Origin of the sequence: Roseovarius sp. MBR-6 (assembly GCF_040547525.1) — a bacterium.
Classification (GTDB): Bacteria; Pseudomonadota; Alphaproteobacteria; order Rhodobacterales; family Rhodobacteraceae; genus Roseovarius.
Genome location: NZ_JBEPPW010000002.1, coordinates 356005 through 381603 on the forward strand (window position 1 = coordinate 356005; position 25599 = coordinate 381603).

At 65.1% G+C, this 25599-nt stretch carries 23 protein-coding genes; 15 read left to right on the forward strand and 8 right to left on the reverse strand.

Annotated elements, in window-relative coordinates:
* Positions 1 to 51: 51 nt before the first annotated feature.
* The 5 genes from fzlA to tdh all read left to right on the forward strand — a co-directional run bounded on the left by fzlA (position 52) and on the right by tdh (position 6112).
* A complete protein-coding gene (fzlA, locus tag ABIE57_RS04140) occupies positions 52 to 717 on the forward strand; it encodes an FtsZ-binding protein FzlA (RefSeq protein WP_354537733.1) in 666 nt (221 codons plus the stop codon).
* Positions 718 to 777: 60 nt separating this feature from the next.
* Positions 778 to 1812: a tRNA epoxyqueuosine(34) reductase QueG gene (queG, locus tag ABIE57_RS04145; protein WP_354537734.1), complete on the forward strand. Its 1035-nt coding sequence runs from the start codon at positions 778 to 780 to the stop codon at positions 1810 to 1812.
* A complete protein-coding gene (locus tag ABIE57_RS04150) occupies positions 1809 to 3806 on the forward strand; it encodes a hydantoinase/oxoprolinase N-terminal domain-containing protein (protein WP_354537735.1) in 1998 nt (665 codons plus the stop codon). The genes queG and ABIE57_RS04150 overlap by 4 nt, the downstream gene beginning before the upstream one ends.
* Positions 3807 to 3884: 78 nt before the next feature.
* Positions 3885 to 5078, forward strand: coding sequence for a glycine C-acetyltransferase (kbl, locus tag ABIE57_RS04155; protein ID WP_354537736.1), 1194 nt, complete (start codon positions 3885 to 3887; stop codon positions 5076 to 5078).
* 11 nt (positions 5079 to 5089) lie between these two features.
* Positions 5090 to 6112 carry an L-threonine 3-dehydrogenase gene (gene tdh, locus ABIE57_RS04160; protein WP_354537826.1) on the forward strand — a complete coding sequence of 341 codons (1023 nt, stop codon included), beginning with the start codon at positions 5090 to 5092 and terminating at the stop codon, positions 6110 to 6112.
* A gap of 3 nt (positions 6113 to 6115) precedes the next feature.
* Here the strand turns inward: tdh and ABIE57_RS04165 are convergent, their stop codons facing one another.
* The 4 genes from ABIE57_RS04165 to ABIE57_RS04180 all read right to left on the reverse strand — a co-directional run bounded on the left by ABIE57_RS04165 (position 6116) and on the right by ABIE57_RS04180 (position 9055).
* Entirely contained in the window at positions 6116 to 6634 is a 519-nt protein-coding gene (locus ABIE57_RS04165; protein WP_354537737.1) for a glutathione peroxidase, read from the reverse strand.
* Positions 6635 to 6683: 49 nt separating this feature from the next.
* Positions 6684 to 7550, reverse strand: a complete 867-nt coding sequence (locus tag ABIE57_RS04170) for a branched-chain amino acid aminotransferase (protein WP_354537738.1) — start codon at positions 7548 to 7550, stop codon at positions 6684 to 6686.
* A gap of 58 nt (positions 7551 to 7608) precedes the next feature.
* A complete protein-coding gene (locus ABIE57_RS04175) occupies positions 7609 to 8106 on the reverse strand; it encodes a VOC family protein (protein WP_354537739.1) in 498 nt (165 codons plus the stop codon).
* Between the two features lie 109 nt (positions 8107 to 8215).
* Positions 8216 to 9055: a universal stress protein gene (locus ABIE57_RS04180; RefSeq protein ID WP_354537740.1), complete on the reverse strand. Its 840-nt coding sequence runs from the start codon at positions 9053 to 9055 to the stop codon at positions 8216 to 8218.
* 201 nt (positions 9056 to 9256) lie between these two features.
* Here ABIE57_RS04180 and ccoN point away from each other — a divergent pair, with 201 nt between their 5' ends.
* The 8 genes from ccoN (at position 9257) to ccoS (ending at position 17152) form a co-directional block, all read left to right on the forward strand.
* Complete coding sequence (gene ccoN / locus ABIE57_RS04185; protein ID WP_354537741.1) at positions 9257 to 10861, forward strand: cytochrome-c oxidase, cbb3-type subunit I; 1605 nt, start codon at positions 9257 to 9259, stop codon at positions 10859 to 10861.
* Positions 10862 to 10875: 14 nt separating this feature from the next.
* Positions 10876 to 11601, forward strand: a complete 726-nt coding sequence (ccoO, locus tag ABIE57_RS04190) for a cytochrome-c oxidase, cbb3-type subunit II (protein ID WP_354537742.1) — start codon at positions 10876 to 10878, stop codon at positions 11599 to 11601.
* Positions 11602 to 11613: 12 nt separating this feature from the next.
* Positions 11614 to 11808: a cbb3-type cytochrome c oxidase subunit 3 gene (locus tag ABIE57_RS04195; RefSeq protein ID WP_354537743.1), complete on the forward strand. Its 195-nt coding sequence runs from the start codon at positions 11614 to 11616 to the stop codon at positions 11806 to 11808.
* 3 nt (positions 11809 to 11811) lie between these two features.
* Positions 11812 to 12681 carry a cytochrome-c oxidase, cbb3-type subunit III gene (gene ccoP / locus ABIE57_RS04200; RefSeq protein ID WP_354537744.1) on the forward strand — a complete coding sequence of 290 codons (870 nt, stop codon included), beginning with the start codon at positions 11812 to 11814 and terminating at the stop codon, positions 12679 to 12681.
* A 230-nt stretch (positions 12682 to 12911) separates the two neighbouring features.
* Positions 12912 to 14348 (forward strand): cytochrome c oxidase accessory protein CcoG, encoded by a 1437-nt coding sequence (gene ccoG, locus ABIE57_RS04205; protein WP_354537745.1) that lies wholly within the window; start codon positions 12912 to 12914, stop codon positions 14346 to 14348.
* Positions 14348 to 14803: a FixH family protein gene (locus tag ABIE57_RS04210; protein ID WP_354537746.1), complete on the forward strand. Its 456-nt coding sequence runs from the start codon at positions 14348 to 14350 to the stop codon at positions 14801 to 14803. Before ccoG ends, ABIE57_RS04210 begins: the two co-directional genes overlap by 1 nt.
* 3 nt (positions 14804 to 14806) lie before the next feature.
* A complete protein-coding gene (locus ABIE57_RS04215; RefSeq protein WP_354537747.1) occupies positions 14807 to 16990 on the forward strand; it encodes a heavy metal translocating P-type ATPase in 2184 nt (727 codons plus the stop codon).
* Positions 16991 to 16993: 3 nt separating this feature from the next.
* Complete coding sequence (gene ccoS / locus ABIE57_RS04220) at positions 16994 to 17152, forward strand: cbb3-type cytochrome oxidase assembly protein CcoS (RefSeq protein WP_354537748.1); 159 nt, start codon at positions 16994 to 16996, stop codon at positions 17150 to 17152.
* Positions 17153 to 17161: 9 nt separating this feature from the next.
* Here ccoS and ABIE57_RS04225 read toward each other — a convergent pair whose 3' ends face one another.
* Positions 17162 to 17578 (reverse strand): BLUF domain-containing protein, encoded by a 417-nt coding sequence (locus tag ABIE57_RS04225; protein ID WP_354537749.1) that lies wholly within the window; start codon positions 17576 to 17578, stop codon positions 17162 to 17164.
* A 91-nt stretch (positions 17579 to 17669) separates the two neighbouring features.
* On the reverse strand, positions 17670 to 18743 hold the full coding sequence (gene pheS / locus ABIE57_RS04230) for a phenylalanine--tRNA ligase subunit alpha (RefSeq protein ID WP_354537750.1): 1074 nt from the start codon (positions 18741 to 18743) through the stop codon (positions 17670 to 17672).
* 231 nt (positions 18744 to 18974) lie between these two features.
* On the opposite strand from pheS, the gene msrA reads away from it, so the two are divergent.
* Positions 18975 to 19643: a peptide-methionine (S)-S-oxide reductase MsrA gene (gene msrA, locus ABIE57_RS04235; protein ID WP_354537751.1), complete on the forward strand. Its 669-nt coding sequence runs from the start codon at positions 18975 to 18977 to the stop codon at positions 19641 to 19643.
* Here msrA and ABIE57_RS04240 read toward each other — a convergent pair.
* On the reverse strand, positions 19634 to 20527 hold the full coding sequence (locus ABIE57_RS04240; protein WP_354537752.1) for a ribokinase: 894 nt from the start codon (positions 20525 to 20527) through the stop codon (positions 19634 to 19636). The two genes, msrA and ABIE57_RS04240, sit on opposite strands and share 10 nt — an antisense overlap.
* 26 nt (positions 20528 to 20553) lie before the next feature.
* Entirely contained in the window at positions 20554 to 22809 is a 2256-nt protein-coding gene (locus tag ABIE57_RS04245) for an NADP-dependent malic enzyme (RefSeq protein ID WP_354537753.1), read from the reverse strand.
* Positions 22810 to 22974: 165 nt separating this feature from the next.
* On the opposite strand from ABIE57_RS04245, the gene mutS reads away from it, so the two are divergent.
* The gene (gene mutS, locus ABIE57_RS04250; RefSeq protein ID WP_354537827.1) at positions 22975 to 25590 is read left to right on the forward strand and encodes a DNA mismatch repair protein MutS; all 2616 of its coding nucleotides are present in this window, start codon (positions 22975 to 22977) and stop codon (positions 25588 to 25590) included.
* Positions 25591 to 25599: the final 9 nt, after the last annotated feature.

The window sequence follows — 25599 nt, forward strand, 5'->3', positions numbered from 1 at the left end:
CGCCCGAAGAAGGCATTGAGGGTCGATCCCCGTGTTACCGCAGGTTTGCCGATGGCCCGTCTCTATCACGTCCCGCTCTCGCCCTTTTGCCGCAAGGTGCGGCTGGTGCTTGCCGAGAAGCGGATCGAATGCGAACTGGTGGAAGAGCGCTATTGGGAACAGGACGCCGATTTCCTGCGCCGCAACCCGGCGGGCAAGGTTCCGGTGCTGCGCATGGACGGGCTGACCATGTCCGAAAGTGCCGCGATCTGCGAATACATCGAGGAAAAGCACCCGACCCCGCCGCTCATGCCGAAAGGCGCGGAGGCACGCTATGAGGTGCGGCGCCTGGTGGGTTGGTTCGACGACAAGTTTCACGCCGAGGTCACCTCGAAGCTGCTTTATGAGCGGGTGAACAAGAAGATGATGAAAAAGGGCTTTCCCGACAGCCGCAACGTCAAGGACGGGGCGCGGGCGATCAAGTTCCACCTCGATTACCTTGCCTGGCTGCTGGATCACCGTCGCTGGCTGGCGGGCGACGTGATGACGCTGGCGGACTTTGCGGCGGCCGCGCATCTGTCGTCGCTGGATTACATCTCGGATGTGGACTGGCACCGCTCGGATGTGGTCAAGGACTGGTATGCCAAGATCAAGTCCCGCCCCGCGTTCCGGGGAATCCTTGCCGATCAGGTGCCCGGCTTTCCGCCGCCCGCGCATTATGCCGATCTGGATTTCTAGAGCGGGGGCGCTGCCCCCGTCGCCGCGAGCGGCGACTCCCCCGGAGTATTTGCCGGAACGATGAAGGATGACCTGAAAAAGAGACTGGTTGCGCAGGCGAGAGCCGAGGGATTTGATGCCTGTCGGTTGGGTCGGCCGTGGGACGTGCCCGAGGTGCCCGGACGTCTGGCGGCGTTTCTGGAGAAGGGATATCATGGACAGATGGGATGGCTTGCAGAGCGCAGCCATTGGCGCGGTGCGCCGCAGGTTCTGTGGCCCGAGGCGCGCACGGTGATCGTGCTGGGCGAGAGCTATACGCCCGAGGGCGATCCGCTGGCGGGGGTGGCGCGGCGGGACTGTGGCAACATCTCGGTCTATGCGCGGGGCCGCGACTATCACGACACGGTGAAGAAACGGTTGAAGCGGCTGGCGCGCTGGCTGATGACCGAGGCGGGCGGCGAGGTGAAGGTGTTCGTCGATACCGCGCCGGTGCCCGAAAAACCGCTGGCGCAGGCGGCGGGGCTTGGCTGGCAAGGCAAGCATACCAACCTCGTGAGCCGGGATCTCGGCAACTGGTTCTTCATCGGCTCGGTGTTCACGACGCTGGAGATAGAGACTGATCCGGCGGAAATGGATCATTGCGGCTCGTGCCGGGCCTGTCTGGATATCTGTCCGACAGAGGCCTTTCCGGCACCCTATCAACTCGATGCGCGGCGCTGCATTTCCTATCTGACGATCGAGCACAAAGGCCCCGTCGATGTCGCGTTGCGGCCCTTGCTGGGAAACCGCATCTATGGCTGCGACGATTGTCTGGCAGTGTGCCCGTGGAACAAGTTCGCGGTCGAGGCGCGGGAGGCAAAGTATCACGCGCGCGCCGATCTTGTCGCGCCGCCGCTGGAGGAGTTGGCTGGCTTGGGTGAGGCCGGGTTTCGTGCGCGGTTCTCGGGCAGCCCGATCAAGCGGATCGGCTGGCTGCGGTTTCTGCGCAATGTGCTTTATGCCATCGGCAATTCGGGCGATGCGCGGCTTTGCGCCGTGGCGCGGGCGCATCTGGGGAATGACGATGCGGCCGTCGCGGATGCGGCGCGCTGGGCATTGGAAAGGCTGGAACAGTGACGCTTTTGCTTGGGGTGGATACGGGCGGGACCTATACCGATGCGGTGCTGATCCGCAACGAATCCGAGGTGATAGCGAGCGCAAAGGCGCTGACCACGCGGCACGATCTGGCGGTGGGCATCGGGCACGCGGTCGAGGCGGTGCTGCGTCAGAGCGGTGCGGCGGCGGGGGAAATCGGGCTTGCGTCGCTTTCCACCACCCTCGCCACCAATGCGCTGGTCGAGGGGCAGGGCGGGCGCGCGGGGCTGGTCTATATCGGGTTCCGCGAGGCGGATTTGCAGACGCACGGCCTCTCGGAGGCGCTGGCGGGCGATCCGGCGCTGGTGCTTGCGGGCGGGCACAGCCATGCGGGCGGCGAGGCGGTGGCGCTCGACGAGGCACGGTTACGCGACTGGCTGGAGGCAGGCACGGGCGCCGAGGCGTATGCGGTGGCCGCGCTCTTTGCCACGCGCAACCCGGCCCATGAATTGCGCGCGGCGGAGGTGATCCGCGCGGTGACGGGACGGCCGGTGAGCCTGTCGCATCACCTCTCGGCGAAGCTCAACGGGCCGAAACGGGCGCTGACGGCGCTTCTCAATGCGCGGCTCATCGGGATGATCGCGCGGCTCATCGACCGGGCGGAGACGCGGCTGCGTGAGTTGGGGGTCCATGCGCCCCTGATGGTGGTGCGTGGCGACGGGGCGCTGATTTCGGCGGATCAGGCGCGCGAGCGGCCCATCGAGACGATCCTCAGCGGACCTGCGGCAAGTCTCGTCGGCGCGCGCTGGCTGACCGGGGCGGACCGGGCGCTTGTCTCGGATATCGGCGGCACGACGACGGATGTGGCCGTGCTGCGCGACGGACGACCCGCGATCGATGCGCAAGGGGCCAAGGTCGGGCCGTGGCGCACCATGGTCGAGGCCGTGGCGATGCGCACCTTTGGTCTGGGCGGTGACAGCGAGGTTCATGTGACCGAAGGGTTGGGCGGAGGCGTGAGCCTCGGGCCGCGTCGGGTGGTGCCGGTCAGCCTGATGGCCATGGAAGCGCGAGAGGCGGTGCATCGCGCGCTTGAGGAACAGGCGCGGGCGCCGACGCCCGGCGAGATGGACGCGCGGTTCTTGCGGGCGGTGCCGGGGGTGGAGACCGGCGGGCTGACGGAGCGTGAGGCGGCGCTGCTGGCGCGGATCGGGGAAGCGGTGAAACCATTGGGCGGGGTTTTGGGAAGCCGGATGGACCATGCCGCGCTCGGTCGCCTGGTGCGACGGGGACTGGTGCAGCTGGGCGGCATCACCCCTTCGGATGCGGCGCATGTTCTGGGCAAGGCCGATGCGTGGGACGCGGACGCCGCGCGCATGGCGCTGACGCTGGTGGCGCGCAAGCGGACCGGGGCGGGCGAGCGGCTGGCCAATGGGGCAGAGCCATTGGCGCGGATGATCGTCGAGCGGCTGACACATCAGACCAGTTCGGCCGTGTTGGAGACTGCTTTTGCCGAGGAAGAGACGGATTTCGACCTGCCGCCCGCCGATCTGGCGACGCATGTGCTCATGCAGCGGGGCCTTGGGCGGCATCGTGGGCTGGTGCGGATCGAGAGCGGTTTGAACGTGCCGGTGATCGGGCTGGGGGCCTCGGCGGCGAGCTATTATCCGGCCGTGGGGCAGCGGCTCGGATGCGAGATGATCGTGCCGGATCATGCCGGGGTGGCCAATGCCATCGGCGCTGTGGTGGGGCGCGTGACGATCCGGCGCGCAGGCATCGTGACCTCGCCCGCCGAGGGGAAATTCCGCGTGCATCTTGAGGGCGGGCCGGAGGATTTCGCCGGGTCGGAGGCGGCCATGGCCGCACTTGAGACAGCGCTTGCCGCCGGGGCGCGCGAAGCGGCGGTTGCGGCAGGCGCAGTCGATATCCATGTGAGCGCACGGCGTGAGGTGAAGGAGGCCGTGGTCGAGGCGCGGCGGGTGTTCCTCGAGGCCGAAATCGTGGTAGAGGCAAGCGGACGCCCGCGCGTGGCGGTCTGAGAAGAGGGGGGCGCTGCCCCCGTCGCCGCGTTGCGGCGACGCCCCCGGGATATTTGGGGCAAGATGAAGGAGCGGATCATGGGTGCGGCGGATCGGTTTGACGCGGATATGGCGGGGCGGCTGGAGGGCTTGCGCGAGGATGGGCTTTACAAGGTGGAGCGGGTGATTGCCTCGATGCAGGCGGGCGAGGTGTGGCTGGCGGATGGGCGCGAGGTGGTGAACCTGTGTGCCAATAATTACCTCGGGTTGGCCGATCATCCCGAGGTTATAGCGGCGGCGCATGGGGCGCTGGATCGCTACGGGTTCGGCATGGCCTCGGTGCGGTTTATTTGCGGGACGCAGGAAGAGCATAAAGAGTTGGAGGCGCGGATCGCCGGGTTTCTGGGCAAGGAGGATGCGATCCTTTATGCGGCGGCATTCGATGCCAATACCGGTCTCTTCGAGACGCTGCTGGGGCCGGAGGATGCGATCATCTCGGATGCGCTCAACCATGCCAGCATCATCGACGGGGTGCGGCTGTGCAAGGCGCAGCGCTGGCGCTATGCCAATCGCGACATGGCCGATCTGGAGCGGTGTCTGCGCGAGGCGGCGGGCGCGAGGCATCGGTTGATTGCCACCGATGGCGTGTTTTCGATGGACGGGTTTTACGCGCCTCTCGATGAGATATGTGATCTGGCGGCGCGGTATGATGCGCTGGTGATGGTGGATGATTGCCACGCCACCGGGTTTGTCGGAGCCACGGGACGCGGCACGCCGGAGCGGTTTGGGGTGATGGAGCGGGTGGATATCCTGACCGGCACGCTGGGCAAGGCGCTGGGCGGCGCGTCGGGCGGGTATACGGCGGCGAGCGGCAAGGTTGTGGACTGGCTGCGGCAACGCTCGCGGCCTTACCTGTTTTCCAACACGCTCGCACCAGTGATTGCGGGCGCCTCGCTCAAGGTGTTCGATCTGCTGGAGGATGGCGAGGCGCGGCGGGCGCGGCTGTGGGAGAATGCGGCGTATTTCCGGGATCGCATGGGGGCGCTGGGGTTCGATTTGCTGCCGGGTGAGCACGCGATCATCCCGGTGATGCTGCGCGACCCGAAGCTGGCGCAGGAGATGGCGGCCCGGCTGGAGGAGCGGGGCGTTTACGTGACGGCGTTTTCGTTCCCGGTGGTGCCCAAGGGGCAGGACCGCATCCGCACGCAGATGAGCGCGGCGCTCAGCCGCGACATGCTGGACCGGGCGATTGGGGCGTTCGAGGCCGTGGGCCGGGAGTTGGGAGTGATCTGATGCAGAACGAGATGAAGGCGCTGGTCAAGGCGCGGCCCGAGCCGGGGCTGTGGATGGAATACGTGCCGGTGCCCGAGGTTGGCCCGTCCGATGTGCTGATCAAGGTGAAGAAATCGGCCATTTGCGGCACCGATGTGCATATCTGGAAATGGGACGAGTTCAGCGCCAAGACAGTGCCGGTGCCGATGGTGGTGGGCCATGAATTCGTGGGCGAGATCGTCGATACCGGGTCTGCGGCGGTGAAATACCGGATCGGGCAGCGCGTCAGTGGCGAGGGGCATATCGTCTGCGGCACCTGCCGGAATTGCCGCGCGGGGCGGGGGCATCTGTGCCGCAACACGCGCGGTGTTGGCGTGAACCGGCCCGGCTCTTTCGCGGAATATCTCTGCATCCCCGAGATGAACGTGGTGCCGATCCCCGAGGACATCCCCGACGAGATCGCGGCGATTTTCGATCCGTTCGGCAATGCCGTGCACACCGCGCTCAGCTTTGATCTGGTGGGCGAGGACGTGCTGGTGACGGGCGCGGGGCCCATCGGCATCATGGGCGCGCTGGTGGCGCAGAAGGTCGGCGCGCGCAAGGTAGTCATCACCGATATCAACCCTTATCGCCTTGATCTGGCGCGGCGGATGGGGGTGCAGCATGTGGTCGATGTGGCCAACGAGCAGTTGCGCGACGTGATGGACGAGATCGGCATGACCGAAGGGTTTGACGTCGGGCTGGAGATGTCGGGTGCCTCGGCGGCGATGCAGCAGATGATTGCGCGTATGAACAATGGCGGCAAGGTAGCACTTCTGGGGATCGCCCCGACCGAGTTTGCCGTGGACTGGAACGCGGTGATTTTCAAGATGCTGCACATCAAGGGCATCTATGGCCGCGAGATGTTCGAAACCTGGTACAAGATGATCGCGCTGGTGCAATCGGGGCTGGATGTGAGCGGGTTGATCACCCACCGCATCGGGATCGACGATTTCGAGGCGGGATTTGCCGCGATGATCTCGGGCCATTCCGGCAAGGTGGTGATGGACTGGTAAGGATCAGCGCAACATCGCTTCGATCTTCCCGGTGATCGCGCCGGATTGCGGCTTGATCATCGAACCCCAGGTGCCCGCGACGCTGCCGTCGGGGTCGATGAGCACCTTGTTGAAGTTCCACGCCGGCGCAAATCCCGTCTCGGCCGCAAGCGTGGCATAGAAAGGGTGCGCCTGCGGTCCCTTGACGGAGGTGATCGTGGTCATCGGGAGATCGAGGCCGAAATTCACCTCGCAGAATTCCTTGACCTCGGCCTCACTGGCCAGTTCCTGCCGGAAATCGTTCGACGGCACGGCAAGCACGATCAGCCCCGAGTCGCGATACCGGTCATAGAGCGCCTGAAGCCCGTCATATTGCGGGGTAAAACCGCAGCGCGAGGCGGTATTGACCACGAGCACGGGCCGCCCTTTCCAATCGCTCAGTCGGATCTCGCCGCCGTCGATATTGCCGAACGGCGTGGCAAGATCGAGCGCGGCGGCGGGCAGGGCGAGAAGCACGGCAAAAATGGTGGCGACAAGGCGCATTGGACCCTCCTGTTAATTGAGTGGGATACGCCGCAGCACCGCACGCGGATCACCCCTGCGACGAATGCGCCCAGTCCCAATACATATCGCGCACCCGTTCCGTGACCGGCCCCGGTTGATACTGCGTCTCTTCGAAGGCCGAGACGGGCGTGACCTTCATCAGGTTGCCCGACAGGAACACCTCGTCCGCATCCTCGAAATCGGCGAAGGTCATGACCGTTTCATGCACCGCCATGCCGTTGCTGCGCATGTTGTCGATGTGACGCGCGCGCGTGATGCCCGCAAGGAAAGTGCCGTTGGGGATGGGCGTGAACACCTCTCCATCCCTGACGGCAAAGACATTGGCGGTCGCCGTCTCGGCCACGTTGCCAAGCGCATCGGCCACCAGCGCGTTGCCGAAGCCGCGGTCTCGCGCCTCTTTCAACATCCGCGCGTTGTTGGGATAAAGACAGCCCGCCTTGGCATTGACCACCGCATCCTCGAGCACGGGGCGGCGGAACCGCGTGCGACAGAGCGTCGTGGCGGTGCCCGGCGGCGGCATCGGGATCTCTTCGAGGCTGATGGCAAAGCCAGTGGCCCCTTCCTTGGGCAAGACGCCCAGATATCCGCCGTCGAGCGCCCAATACATCGGACGGATATAGATCGCGGCCCCCTTGGGATAGGCCGAAAGCCCGTCCCAGACGATCTCCTCCATCTCGCCCGCGCTCAGCGTCGGGGTGATCATCAGCGCGCGCGCCGAGGCGTTGACGCGGGCGCAATGGCGGTCGAGGTCGGGCGCGATCCCGTCGACAAAGCGCGCCCCGTCAAAGACCGAGGTGCCAAGCCACATGGCGTGATCGGCGGCCTTCATCACCGCAAGGTCGCCATCGTGCCAGCGGCCGTCGAAATAGGTGCGGATATTGGTCCCTGTGGCCATGCGGTGCCCTCCCTTTTGCCCAGAGGTTAGGCCGCGCGCACGGCTGCGTCCAGAGGGGTCAGGCGCGCGCCGGTGCCTCGGCCAGAAGCGCGTCAAGATCAAGCCGCGCATTCACCATGGCAAGACGTCCCTCGCCGTCACGCGGCCAGTCCGCTTCGGGCTTGTCGCGGTAAAGCTCGACCCCGTTGCCATCGGGGTCGCGCAGATAGACCGCCTCGCTCACCCCGTGATCGGCGGCCCCGTCAAGCGCGATGCCCGCCTCAAGCACGCGCCGCAGCGCATCGCCAAGCGCGGCCCGGTCAGGATAAAGAAACGCCGTGTGATAGAGCCCGGTATGGCCCGGCGGCGGCGGGGTGGCGCCAAGGCTCTCCCATGTGTTGAGGCCGATATGGTGATGATAGCCGCCCGCCGACAGAAACGCGGCGCGCCCGCCGGAATAATATTGCGTGAGCTCGAAACCCAGCACACCGGAATAGAACCCGATGGCGCGCTCAAGATCGGCCACCTTGAGATGGACGTGGCCGATGCGGGTGGCGGGGTGGACGGGGACGGTCATGGGGCTTGCTCCTGTGAGGTTGTCATGCCCCCAGAATGCGCCTCGCCGCCCCGCCCGGCAATTCCGCGCCGGGGCGCAGACCCTGTGCACAAGGCCACGGCCCGCCCGCTCAATGCGCCATGAAGACCGGCACGGTGGCCCGTTCCAGCATGTAGCGTGTCGCGCCGCCAAAGATCGCCTCGCGGAAGCGCGAATGGCCATAGGCCCCCATCACCACCATATCGGCATCCATGTCGGTGACATGGCGCAAGAGCACGTCGGACACGCGCGGCAGCGTCTTGGACAGCACGTCGATTTCCACCTTGACCCCGTGCCGCGCAAGATATTGCGACAGAAGACCGCCAGGATCGGAGCGGTTCGGGCCATGGGTGGGCGGGTCGATCACCACGACATGCACGCTCTCGGCGGCGCAGAGAAGCGGCAGGGCGGCGCGGGTCGCACCAAGCGCTTCGCTGCTCTCGTTCCAGCCGAGCAGGATGCGTTTCGGATGCGGAACGGGCGCGGCCCCGGTCGGGGCAATGAGCACCGGCGTGTGACCTTCGAAGAGGGCCGATTCGGTCACCGGTTCCAGTTCGGCCCCGCGCCCGTCACCATAGGGCTGCGGCAGAATGACCAGATCCGAAAAGCGTGCCCGTGTCGAGACGTGCCGCCCGAGATCGGCCAGTTGGCTTACCCCGGCATCAAGCGACCAGCGAATCGTTGTCGCATCGAGCCGCTTGCGGGCCAGCGCCTCGACCTCCTCGGACTCTTCCTGCGCGCGGGCGATGGTTTCCTGAAGCACGATGGCGCTTGCGCCCGCGTAGTAATAGCCGGTCTGGCTGCGATCCACGCCAAGGCAGAGCACGTCAAGATGCGCGTCATGCGCCTCTGCGGCAGCGATGGCATGGGTCAGGGTTTCTTCGACAAGGGCTGCGTCAGTAAGGACCGTGAAAAGACTGTTATATGTCATGGCGGATATCCCGGTTGGTGTTACGCTGGGACCAGCATAGGAGCGGAGCCTGCGCGCCGCCTTGACCCGGATCAATCCAGACCGTGCAGGGCTTTGACACAGATCAAGGTTTGTTGACTCCGATCCTAGCATTACGGGCACTGTCAAACGCGCCTGCGCGGGTCAGGCCGACTCGGACGGGTGAAGACGAAGGGACGCAACATGACGAATTATATCAAGCTGATCGTGCTTGGGGTGATCACGCTTTTCGCGCTGGTCGCTGCCAATTACGCGCGCGATCTGGCCTATCTGGTCAATGCGCTGACAATCGCGCTGGTGGCTGGCGGGCTGTTTCTGTGGGTGCTCCGGCACACCGACGAGCCGGAGACCAAGGCGGATCTGTCTGGCGAATACATGGATGGCGTGATCCGCGCCGGGGTGGTCGCCACCGCGCTCTGGGGTGTGGTGGGCTTTCTCGCGGGCACGTTCATCGCCTTTCAGCTTGCCTTTCCGGGCCTCAATTTCGAATGGGCGCAGGGATACGCGAATTTCGGGCGGTTGCGTCCCTTGCATACCTCGGCGGTGATCTTCGCCTTTGGCGGCAACGCCCTGATCGCGACCTCGTTCTACGTGGTGCAGCGCACGAGTGCGGCGCGGCTCTGGGGCGGAAATCTGGCGTGGTTCGTGTTCTGGGGTTATCAGCTTGTGATCGTGCTGGCGGCGACGGGCTACTTGCTCGGCGCGACGCAGTCCAAGGAATATGCCGAACCGGAATGGTATGTGGATCTGTGGCTGACGGTTGTCTGGCTGGCCTATCTCGCGGTCTTCGTCGGCACGCTGGTGAAACGCCGCGAGCCGCATATCTATGTCGCCAACTGGTTTTTCCTGTCGTTCATCATCACCGTGGCGATGCTGCATGTGGTCAACAACCTCAGCATCCCGGTCAGCATCTTCGGCTCCAAATCGGTGCAGGTCTTTTCGGGCGTTCAGGACGCGATGACGCAATGGTGGTATGGCCACAACGCCGTCGGCTTCTTCCTGACCGCCGGTTTCCTTGGCATGATGTATTACTTCGTGCCGAAGCAGGCCGAACGTCCGGTTTACAGCTACAAGCTGTCGATCATCCACTTCTGGGCGCTGATCTTCATCTACATCTGGGCCGGTCCTCACCACCTGCATTATACGGCGCTGCCCGACTGGGCCTCGACCCTGGGCATGGTGTTCTCGATCATTCTCTGGATGCCGTCCTGGGGTGGGATGATCAACGGTCTGATGACGCTTTCGGGCGCTTGGGACAAGCTGCGCACCGATCCGGTGATCCGCATGATGGTAATCTCCATCGGGTTCTACGGTATGTCGACCTTCGAGGGGCCGATGATGTCCATTCGCGCGGTCAACTCGCTGTCGCATTACACCGACTGGACCATCGGGCACGTGCATTCCGGTGCGCTTGGCTGGAACGGCATGATCACCTTCGGTGCGCTCTACTTCCTTGTACCGCGCCTGTGGAACCGCGAGCGGCTCTATAGCCTGAGCCTCGTGAGCTGGCACTTCTGGCTCGCCACCATCGGGATCGTGCTCTACGCCGCGTCGATGTGGGTGACGGGGATCATGGAAGGGCTGATGTGGCGCGAGGTGGATGCAAATGGCTTCCTCGTCAACTCCTTCGCCGACACCGTTGGGGCCAAGTTCCCGATGTATGTGGTGCGCGGTCTGGGCGGGGTCATGTTCCTCACCGGGGCGTTGATCATGTGCTACAACCTCTGGATGACTGTGAAACGTTCGCCGGCTGTCGAAGCCACGAACGGCACAGTCCCGGCTGAATAAGGAGGGCCGGAGAGATGGCAATTCTGGACAAACACGCAATCCTTGAGAAGAACGTCACGCTTCTGGCGATCTTCGCCTTCCTCGTGGTCACCATCGGCGGCATCGTGCAGATCGCACCGCTGTTCTGGCTCGAAAACACCATCGAGGACGTGGAAGGGGTGCGCCCCTACGCACCGCTCGAGCTCGAGGGACGGGACATATATATCCGCGAGGGCTGTTACGTCTGCCACAGCCAGATGATCCGCCCGATGCGCGACGAGGTGGAACGCTATGGCCACTATTCACTGGCGGCAGAGTCGAAATACGACCACCCGTTCCAGTGGGGATCGAAGCGGACGGGGCCCGATCTCGCCCGCGTCGGCGGCCGCTATTCGGATGACTGGCATGTCAAGCACCTGCGCAACCCGCAATCCATGGTGCCCGAATCGGTCATGCCGAAATACGGCTTTCTCGAAAACCGTCTGATCGACGGTGCGCATATCGCCGACCTGATGAAGACGCATCGTCTGGTGGGTGTGCCTTATAGCGACGAGATGATCGAGAACGCGGTGGCGGATTTCCGGGCGCAGGCCGACCCGGACGCCGATACCGACGGGCTGATGGCGCGCTATCCCAAGGCGCAGGTGCGCAATTTTGACGGGCAGCCGGGCATATCGGAGACCGATGCGCTGATTGCCTACATGCAGATGCTGGGCACGCTGGTCGATTTCTCGACCTTCACGCCCGTGGCCAGCCGCTGAGGAGGGAGCGCAATGGAAACCTATTCGCTGCTGCGTCAGTTCGCCGATAGCTGGATGTTGCTGGTGCTGTTCACCTTTTTCGTGGGTGTCGTGCTCTGGGTGTTCCGCCCGGGTGCCAGCAAGACCTACGAGAACCCGGCGAGCATCCCCTTCCGGCACGAAGACAAACCGGCCCCCAAGCGGGATGCCGACGCCAAGGAGGCGTAAGACATGGCCAAGAAGCCGATCGACAAACAGGAACCGGATACCACCGGCCACGAATGGGACGGTATCCAGGAATTCGACAATCCGTTGCCGCGCTGGTGGCTGTGGGTGTTCTACGCCTGCATCGTCTGGGGGATCTGGTATGTGATCGCCTATCCCGCCTGGCCGCTGGTGAACCAGGCAACGGCGGGCTACAAGGGCTGGTCCACCCGCGCCAACGTCGCCGCCGAGATCGCGGCGGCGCGTGAGGCCAATTCGGAGATCAACGCGCGTCTGATCGCGGCCGATCTCAACGATGTTCCCGGCGACCCCGACCTCAACGCCTATGCTGTCGCAGCAGGCGGCGCGGTCTTCCGCACCTATTGCGCCCAGTGCCACGGTGCCGGGGCGGCGGGCGTGCAGGCGGGAGGCTATCCCAGCCTTCTGGACAATGACTGGCTCTGGGGCGGAACGCTCGAGGATATCCACCTGACCATCGCCCACGGGATCCGCAACGAGACGGACCCGGATGCGCGCTGGTCGCAGATGCCGGCCTTTGGCGACTTGCTGGAAAGCGCCGAGATCGGCCAGGTGGTGAATTACGTCATGTCACTCTCGGGCGAGCCGCAGGATGCCCAGGCCGCCGCAGCGGGCGAGACGATCTTTCTCGACAATTGCGCCGCCTGTCACGGCGAGGCGGGTGAGGGCGACATCACCCAGGGCGCGCCCAATCTGGCCGATGCGATCTGGCTCTATGGCGGGGATTACGACACGCTCCGCGAGACGGTCACCTATTCGCGCTTCGGCATCATGCCCGCAATGGGCGGGGCCGATCTGAGCGAGGCGCAGCTGCGCGCCGTCGCGGTCTATGTCCACCAGCTTGGCGGCGGCGAGTAGCCCCGCCTCTGACCCCCCCGGCCCCGCCTTCGGGTGGGACCGGGGCAAGGCACCGGTCCTTCCGTCCTGTTCGCGCGTTTCCAGGAAGGGCCGGTGTCGTTATCCCCCGCGCGGCAACGCGCCACGCTTCCCCCGCGCAGAAATTCCCACAAGATTGACGCAGGTCAAAGCAATGGCCGAAGTCGTCTGCGAAAAGACGAACCTGAAACCGATCTTATCGGAGTGATCCAGTGTCCGAGACCCAGCCCAATGCCCCGCAATCCCTTTATGCCGCGCAGGAGCCGATCTTTCCGCGCCGCGTCTCGGGGCCGTTCCGCAACCTGAAATGGGTGATCATGGCGATCACGCTGGGCATCTACTACATCACCCCCTGGATTCGCTGGGACCGGGGCGAGAGCCTGCCGGATCAGGCGGTGCTGCTTGACCTGGCAAGCCGTCGATTCTTTTTCTTCTGGATCGAGATCTGGCCGCACGAATTCTATTTCGTGGCCGGTCTGCTGGTGATGGCGGGCCTGGGGCTGTTTCTCTTCACGTCGGCACTGGGCCGGGTCTGGTGCGGCTATGCCTGCCCTCAGACCGTCTGGACGGATCTGTTCATCCTTGTCGAGCGGTGGATCGAGGGCGACCGCAACGCACGCTTGCGGCTTCATCGCCAGAAGAAATGGGATTTTCGCAAGTTTCGGCTCAGGATCACCAAGTGGATCACGTGGCTTCTGATCGCCGTGGCCACGGGCGGGGCCTGGGTGTTCTACTTTACCGATGCGCCGACGCTCATGCGCGATCTCTTCGCGCTCAACGCGCATCCTGTCGCCTATACCACCATCGCCGTTCTGACCGGCACGACCTTCTTTTTTGGCGGCTTCGCGCGCGAGCAGATCTGCATCTATGCCTGTCCCTGGCCGCGCATTCAGGCAGCGATGCTGGACGAGGACAGCCTCACCGTCGGCTACCGGAGCTGGCGGGGCGAGCCGCGCAAGAACTCCGACGAGGTGCGCGCCGGGGCAGAGATGGGCGACTGCATCGACTGCATGGCCTGCGTCAATGTCTGCCCCATGGGCATCGACATTCGGGATGGGCAGCAGATGGAGTGCATCACCTGTGCGCTGTGCATCGACGCCTGCGACGATATCATGGCAAAGATCGGCAAACCGCGCGGCCTGATCGACTACATGGCGCTGACCGACGAGCTGCGCGAACGCGAGGGCAAGGCGCCCAAACCCGTCTGGCAGCATATCCTGCGCCCGCGCACGATCCTTTATACCGTGCTCTGGTCGGCGGTCGGCATCGGCCTGATCTTTGCGCTCTTCATCCGGTCGGATATCGACCTGACGGTGGCGGCAGTGCGCAACCCGCTTTACGTGACGCTTTCGGACGGCACGATCCGCAACACCTACGAGGTGCGTATCCGCAACATGCAGCACGAGGAGCGCGAATTCGTTCTGAGCGTCAAGGGCGATCCGGCGATCACCCTGTCGCTGGAAGGGGTGGAGGGCAATGTGGTCAGCGTTCCCGCCGACGAGATGCGCCTGCAACGGCTGTATCTTGCCGCGCCGCCGGGATCGGCCCCGGCGCGCGATGCACGCAGCGAGGTGCGCATCTGGCTCGAGGATGGCGAGAGCGGCACACGCGCCTCACGCGACACGGTGTTCAACGGAAAGGGAGAGTGATGGCAGAGCGGCAATTGACCGGGCGGCATGTTTTCCTGATCTTCGCGGGCGCATTCGGGACGATCATCGCGGTGAACCTTGTTCTTGCGTATTCGGCGGTCAGCACCTTTCCGGGGCTCGAGGTGAAAAATTCCTACGTCGCCAGCCAGGAGTTCAACGAGCGCAAGGCGGCGCAGGAGGCGCTTGGCTGGGAGGTCCGCGCGACCCATGGCGGCGGCGTGCTGCGACTGACAATCTCCGATGCCGAGGGGCAGCCGGTGCGCGTGGCGTCCCTTGACGCAACGGTGGGCCGTGCCACCCATGTGGCCGAGGATCAGCGGCCCGAGTTCCACTTTGACGGGCGCGGCTATGTCGCCCCGGTCACGCTTGCCCCCGGCAACTGGAATATCCGCATGGTGGCCGAGGCGCCGGACGGCACCGCGTTTCAACAGCGCGTCGTTCTGGTGACGGAATAGACCATGACAGCTACGCTGCGCCCCACCCCGTCGGCCTGCCCCGCCTGCGCCGCCGCGCCCGCAGCCGAGACGCTGGCGGCGCGCGCTCTGCCCGATGCGCGGATTGCCCTGTCGCTGCCGACGATCCATTGCGGGGCCTGCATCTCGAAGATCGAGAGCGCGCTTGATGCGCATCCGCAGGTGCGTTCGGCGCGCGTCAACCTGACGCTCAAGCGCGCCAGCATCGACGCCGCGCCCGAGGTGACCGCCGAGGAGATGCGCGCGCTGGTCGAGGGGCTGGGCTATGAGGCGCATGAGCTCGATGCGGGCACGTTGAGCGCCACGGCAACCGACCGCGCGGGCCGCGAGCTTCTGATGCGGCTGGCAGTGGCGGGCTTTGCCAGCATGAATGTCATGCTCTTGTCGGTCTCGGTCTGGTCCGGAGCCGAGGCCGCGACGCGCGACCTGTTTCACTGGATTTCCGCCGCCATCGCGCTCCCGGCGATCGCCTTTTCCGGGGTGCCGTTCTTTCGCAATGCCTGGTCCGCGCTGCGGCACGGTCGGCTCAACATGGATGTGCCGATCACGCTGGCCATTCTGCTGGCGGTGGTCACCTCGCTTTGGGAAACCTCGCTTTCCGGCGAACACGCCTATTTCGATGCGGCCATCGCGCTTACGTTTTTCCTGCTTGCGGGGCGCTATCTCGATCACCGCACCCGCGCCATTGCCCGCTCCGCCGCCGAGGAACTGACCGCGCTCGAGGTGCCGCGGGCGACACGGCTGAGGGACGGTGTGGAAGAGGTGGTGGGAATCGCGGACCTCGCCGTGGGCGATCTGATCCTCGTGCGCCCGGGCGGTCGGATGCCGGTGGACGGCGAGATCGTCAGCGGCACGTCCGAGCTTGACCGCTCTCTCCTGACCGGCGAGACGCTGCCGGTTTTTGCGGGTGAGGGACAGGCGGTGAGCGCGGGCGAGGTGAACCTCACCGGGCCGCTCACCATCCGCGCCACGGCGGTGGGGGCCGAGACCTCGCTCCATCGCATGGCCGATCTGGTGGCCATCGCGGAATCGGGTCGCTCGCGCTATACCTCGCTGGCCGACAAGGCCGCCAAGCTCTATGCGCCCGGCGTGCATATCCTCTCGGGGCTGAGCTTTGTCGGCTGGTATCTCTATACATGGGACCTGCGCACCGCGCTCAACATCGCCGCAGCCGTGCTCATCATCACCTGCCCCTGCGCGCTTGGCCTTGCCGTGCCTGCCGTCACGACGGCGGCCTCGGGGCGGCTTTTTCGGCGCGGAATGCTGATCAAGCACGAGACCGCGCTGGAACGGCTGGCGCAGGTGGATACGGTGGTATTCGACAAGACCGGCACCCTCACCACCGGCACGCCGCGCCTGACCAATGGCGCGTCACTGCCGCGCGACGCCCTGGAACTGGCGCTGGCACTGTCGCAGGCATCGGCGCATCCGCTGGCGCAGGCGATCACCCGCGCGGCGCGCGACGCAGGGCTTGCGGCGACGCAAGTCACGGATATCACCGAGGTGCCGGGATACGGCACCAAAGGCATGATCGACGGGCAAGAGGTCCGCCTTGGCCGGGCAAGCTGGGTGAGTGCGACACCCCGCGCCGAGACCGCGACCTATCTCAAGATGGGCAAGGCCCCGCCGGTGGCCTTTACCTTTGCCGATGCCCTGCGCCCCGGCGCGGAGGAGGCCGTGACAACGCTGGTGAAACAGGGCAAGCGCGTTATCCTCATGTCGGGCGACACCACGCCCGCGGTCAAGGCGCTGGCCGAACGGCTGGGAATCGCCGAGTGGCTGGCCGAGGCGCTGCCCGCCGACAAGGCCGCGCGCGTGGCCACCCTGACGGACAAGGGCGCGCATGTGCTGATGGTGGGTGACGGCCTCAACGATACCGCCGCATTGGCCGCCGCCCATGTCTCGATCTCGCCCGCCTCGGCGCTGGATGCCGCGCGGGTGGCGTCGGACATCGTGCTTCTGGGCAATGATCTCACGCCCATCGGTGCGGCCTGCGAAACCGCCAAATCCGCCACCCGACGCATCCGCGAGAATTTCCGCATCGCCACGGTCTACAACATCGTCGCCGTGCCGCTGGCGGTGGCGGGTCTCTGCTCGCCGCTGATCGCCGCCTTGGCGATGTCGCTCAGTTCGATTACGGTATCCCTCAATGCCCTGCGACTGAGGTAGCCGATGAACATTCTCGCCTATCTGATCCCGATTTCCCTGATCCTCGGGGGCGTGGGCCTTGTGGCCTTTGTCTACACGGTGCGCTCGAACCAGTATGACGATCCCGAGGGCGACGCGCGGCGCATCCTGTCGAATGACTGGGATGACCGGCCAAAGCCCTGAGCGGGTGCCTCACGCCCCGCGCGGCGGCACCACACCCTGATCCGCGAGGCGCTGAAAGAACCCGAGCACCTCGGCCTGATCGGTTCGCTCGATAGCCCCGTCATTGACCGCCTCGATGCTCCAGACCCAGCTTTGCGCCGGATCGTCGCGCATCGCCCATCCGGGAAACATGCGCGCCTCGATGGCCCGCTCCACCAACCGCGTCACCTCGACATGCCGGTCGTCGCGGCGGATCCGCTGATAGGCCGCCGCAACCTTGTCACGCGGCCCTTCCAGAAGTTGCAGGAAAAGATCATGCCGCACGATCAGCGCCCCGGTGATGTCGTCGCGCGCATTGGCGCGGCGGGCATCCATCAGGATCGCCGAGAGCGTGGCCTCATCGAACCCGAAGGGCCGCGAGGCATAGACAAGCTGGATCAACGGCATGGCATGGCTCCTTTGGCGTCACCCTAGCCGGTCCGTCGGCCCGCGTCGATGGTCCGCAGGAAGGGTAGCGCGCACCCTTCGGATGCCGGGTTTACCTGCTCAACCCACCATGCAACGTCGGAACGTCCAGCGCCGCAAAGCCGTAATGCCGCAGCCAGCGCAGGTCCGAATCGAAAAACGCCCGCAGATCGGGGATGCCGTATTTCAGCATCGCGATGCGGTCGATCCCCATGCCGAAGGCAAAGCCCTGCCACTCATTGGGATTGATATTTCCCGCTTCCAGAACCTTGGGATGCACCATGCCGCTCCCGAGAATTTCCAGCCAGTCGTCGCCCTCGCCCACCTTGAGCGTGCCGCCTTCCCAGGAACACCGGATATCCACCTCTGCCGAGGGTTCGGTGAACGGAAAATGCGAGGCGCGAAAGCGCAGGTCGACGGCGTCCACCTCGAAGAACGCCTTCACGAACTCCTCCAGAACCCATTTCAGGTTGGCCATGGAAATATCGCGGTCAATCGCCAGCCCCTCGACCTGATGGAACATCGGTGTGTGGGTCTGGTCGTAATCCGCGCGATAGACGCGCCCCGGCGCGATCACCCGGATCGGCGCGCCCTCGGCCTGCATGGTGCGGATCTGCACCGGGCTCGTGTGGGTGCGCAGCACATGTGGCGGGCGGTCGTCGCCGTCGGCGCGATGCGTGTAAAACGTGTCCATCTCGGCGCGCGCCGGATGGTGGCCGGGAATGTTCAGCGCGTCGAAATTATACCAGTCACTTTCGATCTGCGGGCCTTCGGCCACGGCAAAACCCATATCGGCAAAGATCGCCGTGACCTCTTCGGTCACCTGAGACACCGGATGGATCGTGCCCTGCCTGCGCGGCCGTGCGGGCAGCGTCACATCGAGCCATTCGCCCCGCAACCGCTCATCCAGCCCCGCATCGGCCAAGGCCTGCTTTTTCGCCGCCAGCGCCGAGTTGATCTCGTCCTTGAGGGCGTTGAGGCGCGGTCCCGCCTCCTGCCGTTCCTCTGGTGTCATCCGGCCCAGTTCCCGCATGGCAAGGCTGATCTCGCCCTTCTTGCCAAGCGCCTGCACGCGCAGCGCCTCGAGCGTGGCCTCGTCACCCGCCCCGGCAATCGCTTTCAGATAGGTCTCGCGCAGATCGCTCATATCCGTCACCCCGTTCTGTCATGGGCGAGTTAGCGCGCATGGCGCGCATGCGCAAGCGCGCGGGCATGTTCACCCCGGCAGGATGTGCGCCTGAAAGCAGGTTTTGCGCGCTCACCGCACAGCGCGGGACCAAGGTTGAAACCGCACTCAACAGGGCGTGAAGTCACGGATTTGTCGCTTGGGTGTGAGGGACTCTCGCCGCATGCTGGTCCCAACAAGGAGGGCTAGGTCATGGTCATCAGACTTCGGGACGTAAAAGCAGCGATGCTGGCGCTTTTGATCGCGGCCGCGCTCTGCCTTCAGGGCAGAGCCGCCGAGGCGGCGGAGCGCGCGACCCTGGTGGTCGCGGGGGGGTGTTTCTGGTGCGTCGAGGCCGATTTCGAAAAGGTGCGCGGCGTCATCGAGGCCGAATCGGGGTTCACCGGTGGCACGGCAACCAATCCAACCTACAAGCAGGTGACACGCGGCGGCACCGGGCATCTCGAGGCGGTGCGGATCACCTTCGATCCGGGCACGGTCACACGCGAGGCTCTTCTGGACATGTTCCTGCGGTCGGTCGATCCGACCGACGCAGGTGGCCAATTCTGTGATCGAGGAGAGAGCTACAGAACGGCCATATTCGTCTCTGATCAACCGGAAAAGACACTCGCCGAGGCGGCCATCACGAAGGCGGCGCAGGATCTTGGCAAGGGCATCGTCACGCCGGTCCTGCCTCTCGGTGCTTTCTGGCCCGCTGACTCCTATCATCAGGATTACTACAAAAGTCGCGATATCGTGCTGACGCGCTTCGGGCCGCGCCCAAAGGCGACCGCCTACAAACTCTACCGCGAAGCGTGCGGACGCGATGCGCGAGTGAAGGCGCTTTGGGGCAAGGCTGCGCCTTTTGCCGGTCACTCTTGAGCGAGAAAGGCCAGAACCTCGGGCAAGGCCGGGATCGCCTCTGATGCGCCATCGCGCGTGACCTGAAGCGCGGCGGCGGCACTGGCGAGGCGGAGCGCGGTATCGACCGAACTGCCCGTGGCGAGCATGGCCACCACGTATCCCGAGAAACAGTCCCCGGCACCCGTTGTATCCCGAACAGGGACGGCGTGCGCCGGAACAGAGACCGTTTCGCCGCTTTTCCGGTCAGACCAGACCGCGCCTTCGGCCCCTTTTGTCACCAGAACATACGGGGCCTCCACCGGTCCGAGCGCGGCCTCCAGCTGCGCCGCCTCGACGGCATTGAGGATAAGCAACGTGACATACGGCAAAACGCCTCTCACGGCCTCGACCTCGAACGGCGCGGCGGAATAAGCGACCTGCGCGCCCGCATCCCGCGCCAGGCGGGCGGCTTCTGCCGAAAGGTTGGTTTCGTTCTGCAAGAGCAGCCAATCACCCGGCACCAGTCCCGAAAGCGCCGCCGCGACCGCTGGCAGATCCAGCGCACGATTGCTGCCGGGGTGAAGCACGATGGCATTCTCTCCCGCATCATCGACCATCACGAGCGCATGCCCCGAAGATCCGTCCATCCGGACGACATTGCTTACATCGACCCCGCAATCGGCCAGCGCCGCCAGCATCCACGCGCCGTCCCGGCCAACAGCACCCAGATGGCGCACCTCGGCCCCGGCGCGGGCGGCCGCGATGGACTGGTTCGCGCCCTTCCCGCCCAGCATCCGCCGATAGCCGGTGGCAGGCAAGGTCTCGCCCGGTGTGGGCAGCCGAGGCAGGCGATAGATATGGTCCGCGTTGATCGACCCCAGGCACCAGACGCGCCCCGGCTTCACTGTTCCGGAAATACTCATCTTCGACGCCGCCACGGATGCATCGGTCAGCCGACCTTGCAGGCGGCGAGGATCGCCATGTTGAGGATATCGCTGGCGGTGAAGTTCGACGAACAGATCTGGATCGAGGCATCAACCCCGGTCAGGATCGGGCCTATGACGGTCGCGCCTGCCATCTCCTGCATCAGCTTGACCGAGATCGAGGCGGAATGGCGGGCGGGCACGACAAGGATATTGGCGGGACCCGAGAGGCGCTGGAACGGATAACCGGCCTGCGCAGCGGGGTTGAGGGCCACATCTACGGTCATGTCGCCCTCGAACTCGAAATCGACGCCGCGCCGTTCCAGAACCTTTGGCGCACGGTGCATTTTCTCGGCCCGCTCGGATTTGGGATAGCCGAATGTCGAGAAGCTGACAAAGGCGACACGCGGCTCCAACCCCAGATGGCGCGCCACATCCGCGCCGCGCATCGCGATGGTGGCCAGATCCTCCTCGTCGGGCCACTCATGGACCAGCGTGTCGGCGATCAACACGATCCGCCCCTTGTGCAAGACCGCCGTAACACCGGCTGCGCCATGCTCGGCATCGGCATCGAAAACGTGGTTGATGAGGTTGAGCACATGGGCGGATTTTCGGGTGGCCCCGGTCACCAGCCCGTCGCCGTGGCCGTGCGCCAGCATGAGCGCGGCAAACACATGCCGGTCACGCGCGGCGAGGCGATGGATGTCATGGCGGTCAAATCCCTTGCGTTGCAACCGGGCGTAAAGAAACGCCTTGTAGTCCTCGAGCCGGTCGGTCTTGGCGGCGTTGACCACCTCCAGCTCGCGCACGGCATCGCCCATGCCTGCGGCGTCAAGCTTCGCCTTCACATCCTCGTCGCGCCCGACGACAAGGGCCTTGCCCAGCCCGGAGCGCTGATATTGCACGGCCGCGCGCAGCACACGCACATCATCGCCCTCGGCAAAGATCATCCGCGCCTGAGCGCGTCGGGCGCGGGCGTTGATGCCGCGCAGGATGCTCGCCGTCGGATCCATGCGCGACTTGAGCGACTGCTCGTAGCTCTCCATGTCGACGATGGGACGGCGGGCGGCCCCCGTCGCCATGCCCGCGCGCGCCACGGCAGGCGGAATGGTATGGATGAGGCGCGGATCAAAGGGCGTGGGGATGATGTAGTCGCGGCCAAAGCTCAGTTTGCGGCCATAGGCCATTGCCACTTCGTCAGGCACGTCCTCGCGCGCGAGCCGCGCCAGCGCCTCGGCACAGGCGATCTTCATCTCGTCGTTGATCGCGCGCGCATGCACGTCGAGCGCGCCGCGAAAGAGATAGGGAAAGCCCAGCACGTTGTTGACCTGGTTGGGATAATCCGAGCGCCCGGTGGCCACGATCGCATCGGGGCGCACGGCGTGGGCCTCTTCGGGGGTGATCTCGGGATCGGGGTTTGCCATGGCGAAGATGACCGGGTTATCGGCCATGGAGGCGACCATCTCGGGCGTCACAGCCCCCTTGACGGAAACGCCGAGGAACACGTCCGCCCCCTTCATCGCCTCTTCCAGCCTGCGCAGGTCTGTGGCGGCGGCATGAGCGGATTTCCACTGGTTCATGCCCTCGGTGCGGCCTTGGTAAATCACGCCCTTGGTGTCGCACATCAGGCAATTGTCATGCCGCGCGCCCATGGATTTCAGCAACTCCAGACAGGCGATCCCCGCCGCCCCCGCGCCGTTGAGCACGATGCGCACCTCCTCGATCTTCTTGCCCGAGAGGTGCAGCGCATTGATGAGGCCCGCCGCGCAGATCACCGCCGTGCCGTGCTGATCATCGTGGAACACGGGAATATCCATCACCTCCTTGAGCCGCTGCTCGATGATGAAACATTCCGGTGCCTTGATATCCTCAAGATTGATGCCGCCAAAGGTTGGCCCCATGAGGCGCACGGCGTTGATGAATTCATCCGAGTCCTCGGTATCAAGCTCGATGTCGATGGAATTCACATCCGCGAACCGCTTGAAGAGAACCGCCTTGCCCTCCATCACCGGTTTACTGCCCAGCGCACCAAGATTGCCAAGGCCAAGAACGGCGGTGCCGTTGGAGATGACCGCGACAAGATTGCCCTTGTTGGTATAGTCATAGGCCAGCTCCGGGTTGGCCGCGATCTCCTCGCAGGGGACCGCCACACCGGGGGAATAGGCAAGACTGAGGTCGCGCTGCGTGTTCATCGGAACAGTGGCCTGGATCTCGAACTTGCCGGGCATCGGCTCGAGATGAAAGGCAAGCGCCTCTTCGCGGGTGTATTTGGGGTTTGTCATGGGGCGGTCTTTCACAAACAGGGGCTGAACCTGCATAGCGACGGACGCGCCCCGCCTCAACCGAAAGGCGTGAGGGGGCTTTCGCCGGAACGGAGCGGTGCGTAAGGTCCGCGCCAGAAAAATGGGGGAGCAACATTGAGCGAGACCGGACCGACCATCACGCCGATGATGGCGCAATATCTGGAGATCAAGGCAGACTATCCCGATGCGCTCCTGTTCTACCGGATGGGCGATTTCTACGAGTTGTTCTTCGCGGACGCGGTGGCGGCGGCCGAGGCGCTCGATATCGCGCTGACAAAGCGGGGCAAGCATCTCGGCGATGATATCGCCATGTGCGGGGTGCCCGTTCATGCCGCCGAAGGCTATCTTCTGACGCTGATCCGCAAAGGGTTCCGCGTCGCCGTCTGCGAACAGATGGAAGACCCGGCAGAGGCAAAGAAGCGCGGCTCGAAATCCGTGGTGCGGCGCGAGGTTGTCCGCCTCGTGACACCGGGAACCCTGACCGAGGAAAGCCTGCTTGACGCACGGCGGCACAACTATCTGGCAGGGTTTGGGCAGGTGCGGGGCGAGGGTGCTCTGGCCTGGGTGGACATTTCCACGGGGGCCTTTCACGTCATGGCGCTTTCCCCTGCCCGGCTGGGACCGGAGCTGGCGCGCCTGATGCCACGCGAGGTGGTGGTATCCGAGGCAGATGAGGCTGGTTTGGCCGATACAGTCACTGAAATCGGGGCGTCGATCACCGCGCTTGGCGCAGCGGCCTTTGACAGCACGGGCGCCGAGCAGCGGCTTTGCGCGCTCTTCCGGGTCAGCACGCTTGAGGCTTTCGGTGCCTTCACCCGCCCCGAACTGGCCGCGATGGGGGCCATCGTTGAATGGCTCACGATCACGCAGAAGGGCAAACTGCCGCTCTTGCAGGCACCGGTGCGCGAGCAGGCAAGTCGTGTGATGCAGATCGACGCGGCGACGCGGCGCAATCTGGAACTGACCCACGCGCTTGACGGGCGGCGCGCGGGCTCGCTTCTGGCAACCATCGACCGGACGATGACAGCGGGAGGCGGGCGCCTTCTGGAGCGACGGCTTTCGAGCCCGAGCCTTGTGCTCGAGGTGGTGCAGACGCGGCTCGCAGCCGTTGATTTTGCGGCGGAACAGTCTCGATTACGGAGCGACCTGCGCGAGCGGTTGCGGCGCGTGCCGGACCTTGATCGTGCGCTGTCGCGGCTGGCTCTGGATCGGGGCGGGCCGCGTGACCTGGCAGCGCTCCGCAGCGGGCTTCGACAGGCGTCCGAGATTGCGGCACGGATGGAGGGTCTGGACCTTCCGGACCTTTTGCGCGATGCGGCAGAGGGGTTGCGCGGGCATGACCCCCTCTGCGATCTGCTCGATCGGGCGCTGGTGGCGGAGCCGCCGCTTCTGGTGCGGGATGGCGGCTTTATCGCGCCCGGCTTTGACGCCGATCTCGACGAGGCGCGGCAATTGCGCGACGAGGGGCGCGGCGTCATCGCGGCGATGCAGGGCGAATATATCGAGGAAACCGGAATCGCCTCGCTCAAGATCAAGCACAACAACGTGCTGGGTTACTTCATCGAAGTCACCGCGACCCACGCCGAGCGGATGCTCGCGCCGCCGCTGAGCGAGAGCTTCAGGCATCGGCAGACCACGGCCAATCAGCTTCGCTTCACCACGCCGCGCCTGACCGAGATGGAAAGCCGGATCCTCAACGCAGGCGGGCGCGCGATCGAGATTGAAAAGCGGCTCTATGACGGCCTGAAAGCGGCTGTTCTGGATAAATCGGCAGAGATTTCACAGGCGGCGCGCGGGCTGGCCGAGGTCGACCTTGTAACAGCGCTTGCCGATCTGTCGGTGGCCGAAAATTGGTGCGCGCCGAAAGTGGACGAAAGCCGCGCGCTGAGGATCGAGGGCGGACGCCATCCGGTCGTGGAACGCAGCCTGCGCGCGCAAGGGGGCGCGCCTTTCATCGCCAATGACTGCGATCTTGGCAATGAGAGCGATATCTGGCTTCTGACCGGGCCGAACATGGCCGGCAAGTCCACCTTTCTGCGCCAGAACGCGCTGATTGCGCTTCTGGCCCAGATGGGAAGCCATGTGCCCGCGCTGTCAGCCCATATCGGCCTGGTCAGCCAGCTTTTCAGCCGTGTCGGGGCCTCGGACGACCTTGCGCGCGGACGCTCGACCTTCATGGTGGAAATGGTCGAGACGGCGGCGATCCTCAATCAGGCGGATGCGCGCGCGCTGGTCATCCTTGACGAAATCGGGCGCGGCACGGCGACCTATGACGGCCTTTCAATCGCGTGGGCGACACTGGAGCATCTCCATGACGTGAACGGCTGCCGCGCGCTTTTTGCCACCCATTACCACGAGCTGACAGGGCTGAGCGACCGGCTGGACCGTGTGGCCAATGCCACGGTGAGCGTCAAGGAGCATGATGGCGAGGTGATCTTTCTGCACGAGGTCCGGCGCGGCGCGGCGGATCGCAGCTATGGCGTTCAGGTGGCGCGGCTGGCGGGGTTGCCCGAAGCGGTGGTTGCCCGCGCCCGCGTGGTGCTCGAAGCGCTCGAGAAGGGCGAACGTGAGGGGGGCGCCGCGCGCAAGGCGCTGATCGACGACCTGCCGCTCTTTGCCGCGGCAGCCCCTCCGCCCGTCACGCGCCCCGAATCGGGGATTGAACAGCGGCTGGCGGAGGTGATGCCCGACACGCTCAGCCCGCGCGCGGCACTCGACCTCATCTACGAATTGAAGGCGATGCTGGACGGGGCCCGATAGCCCCGCCTG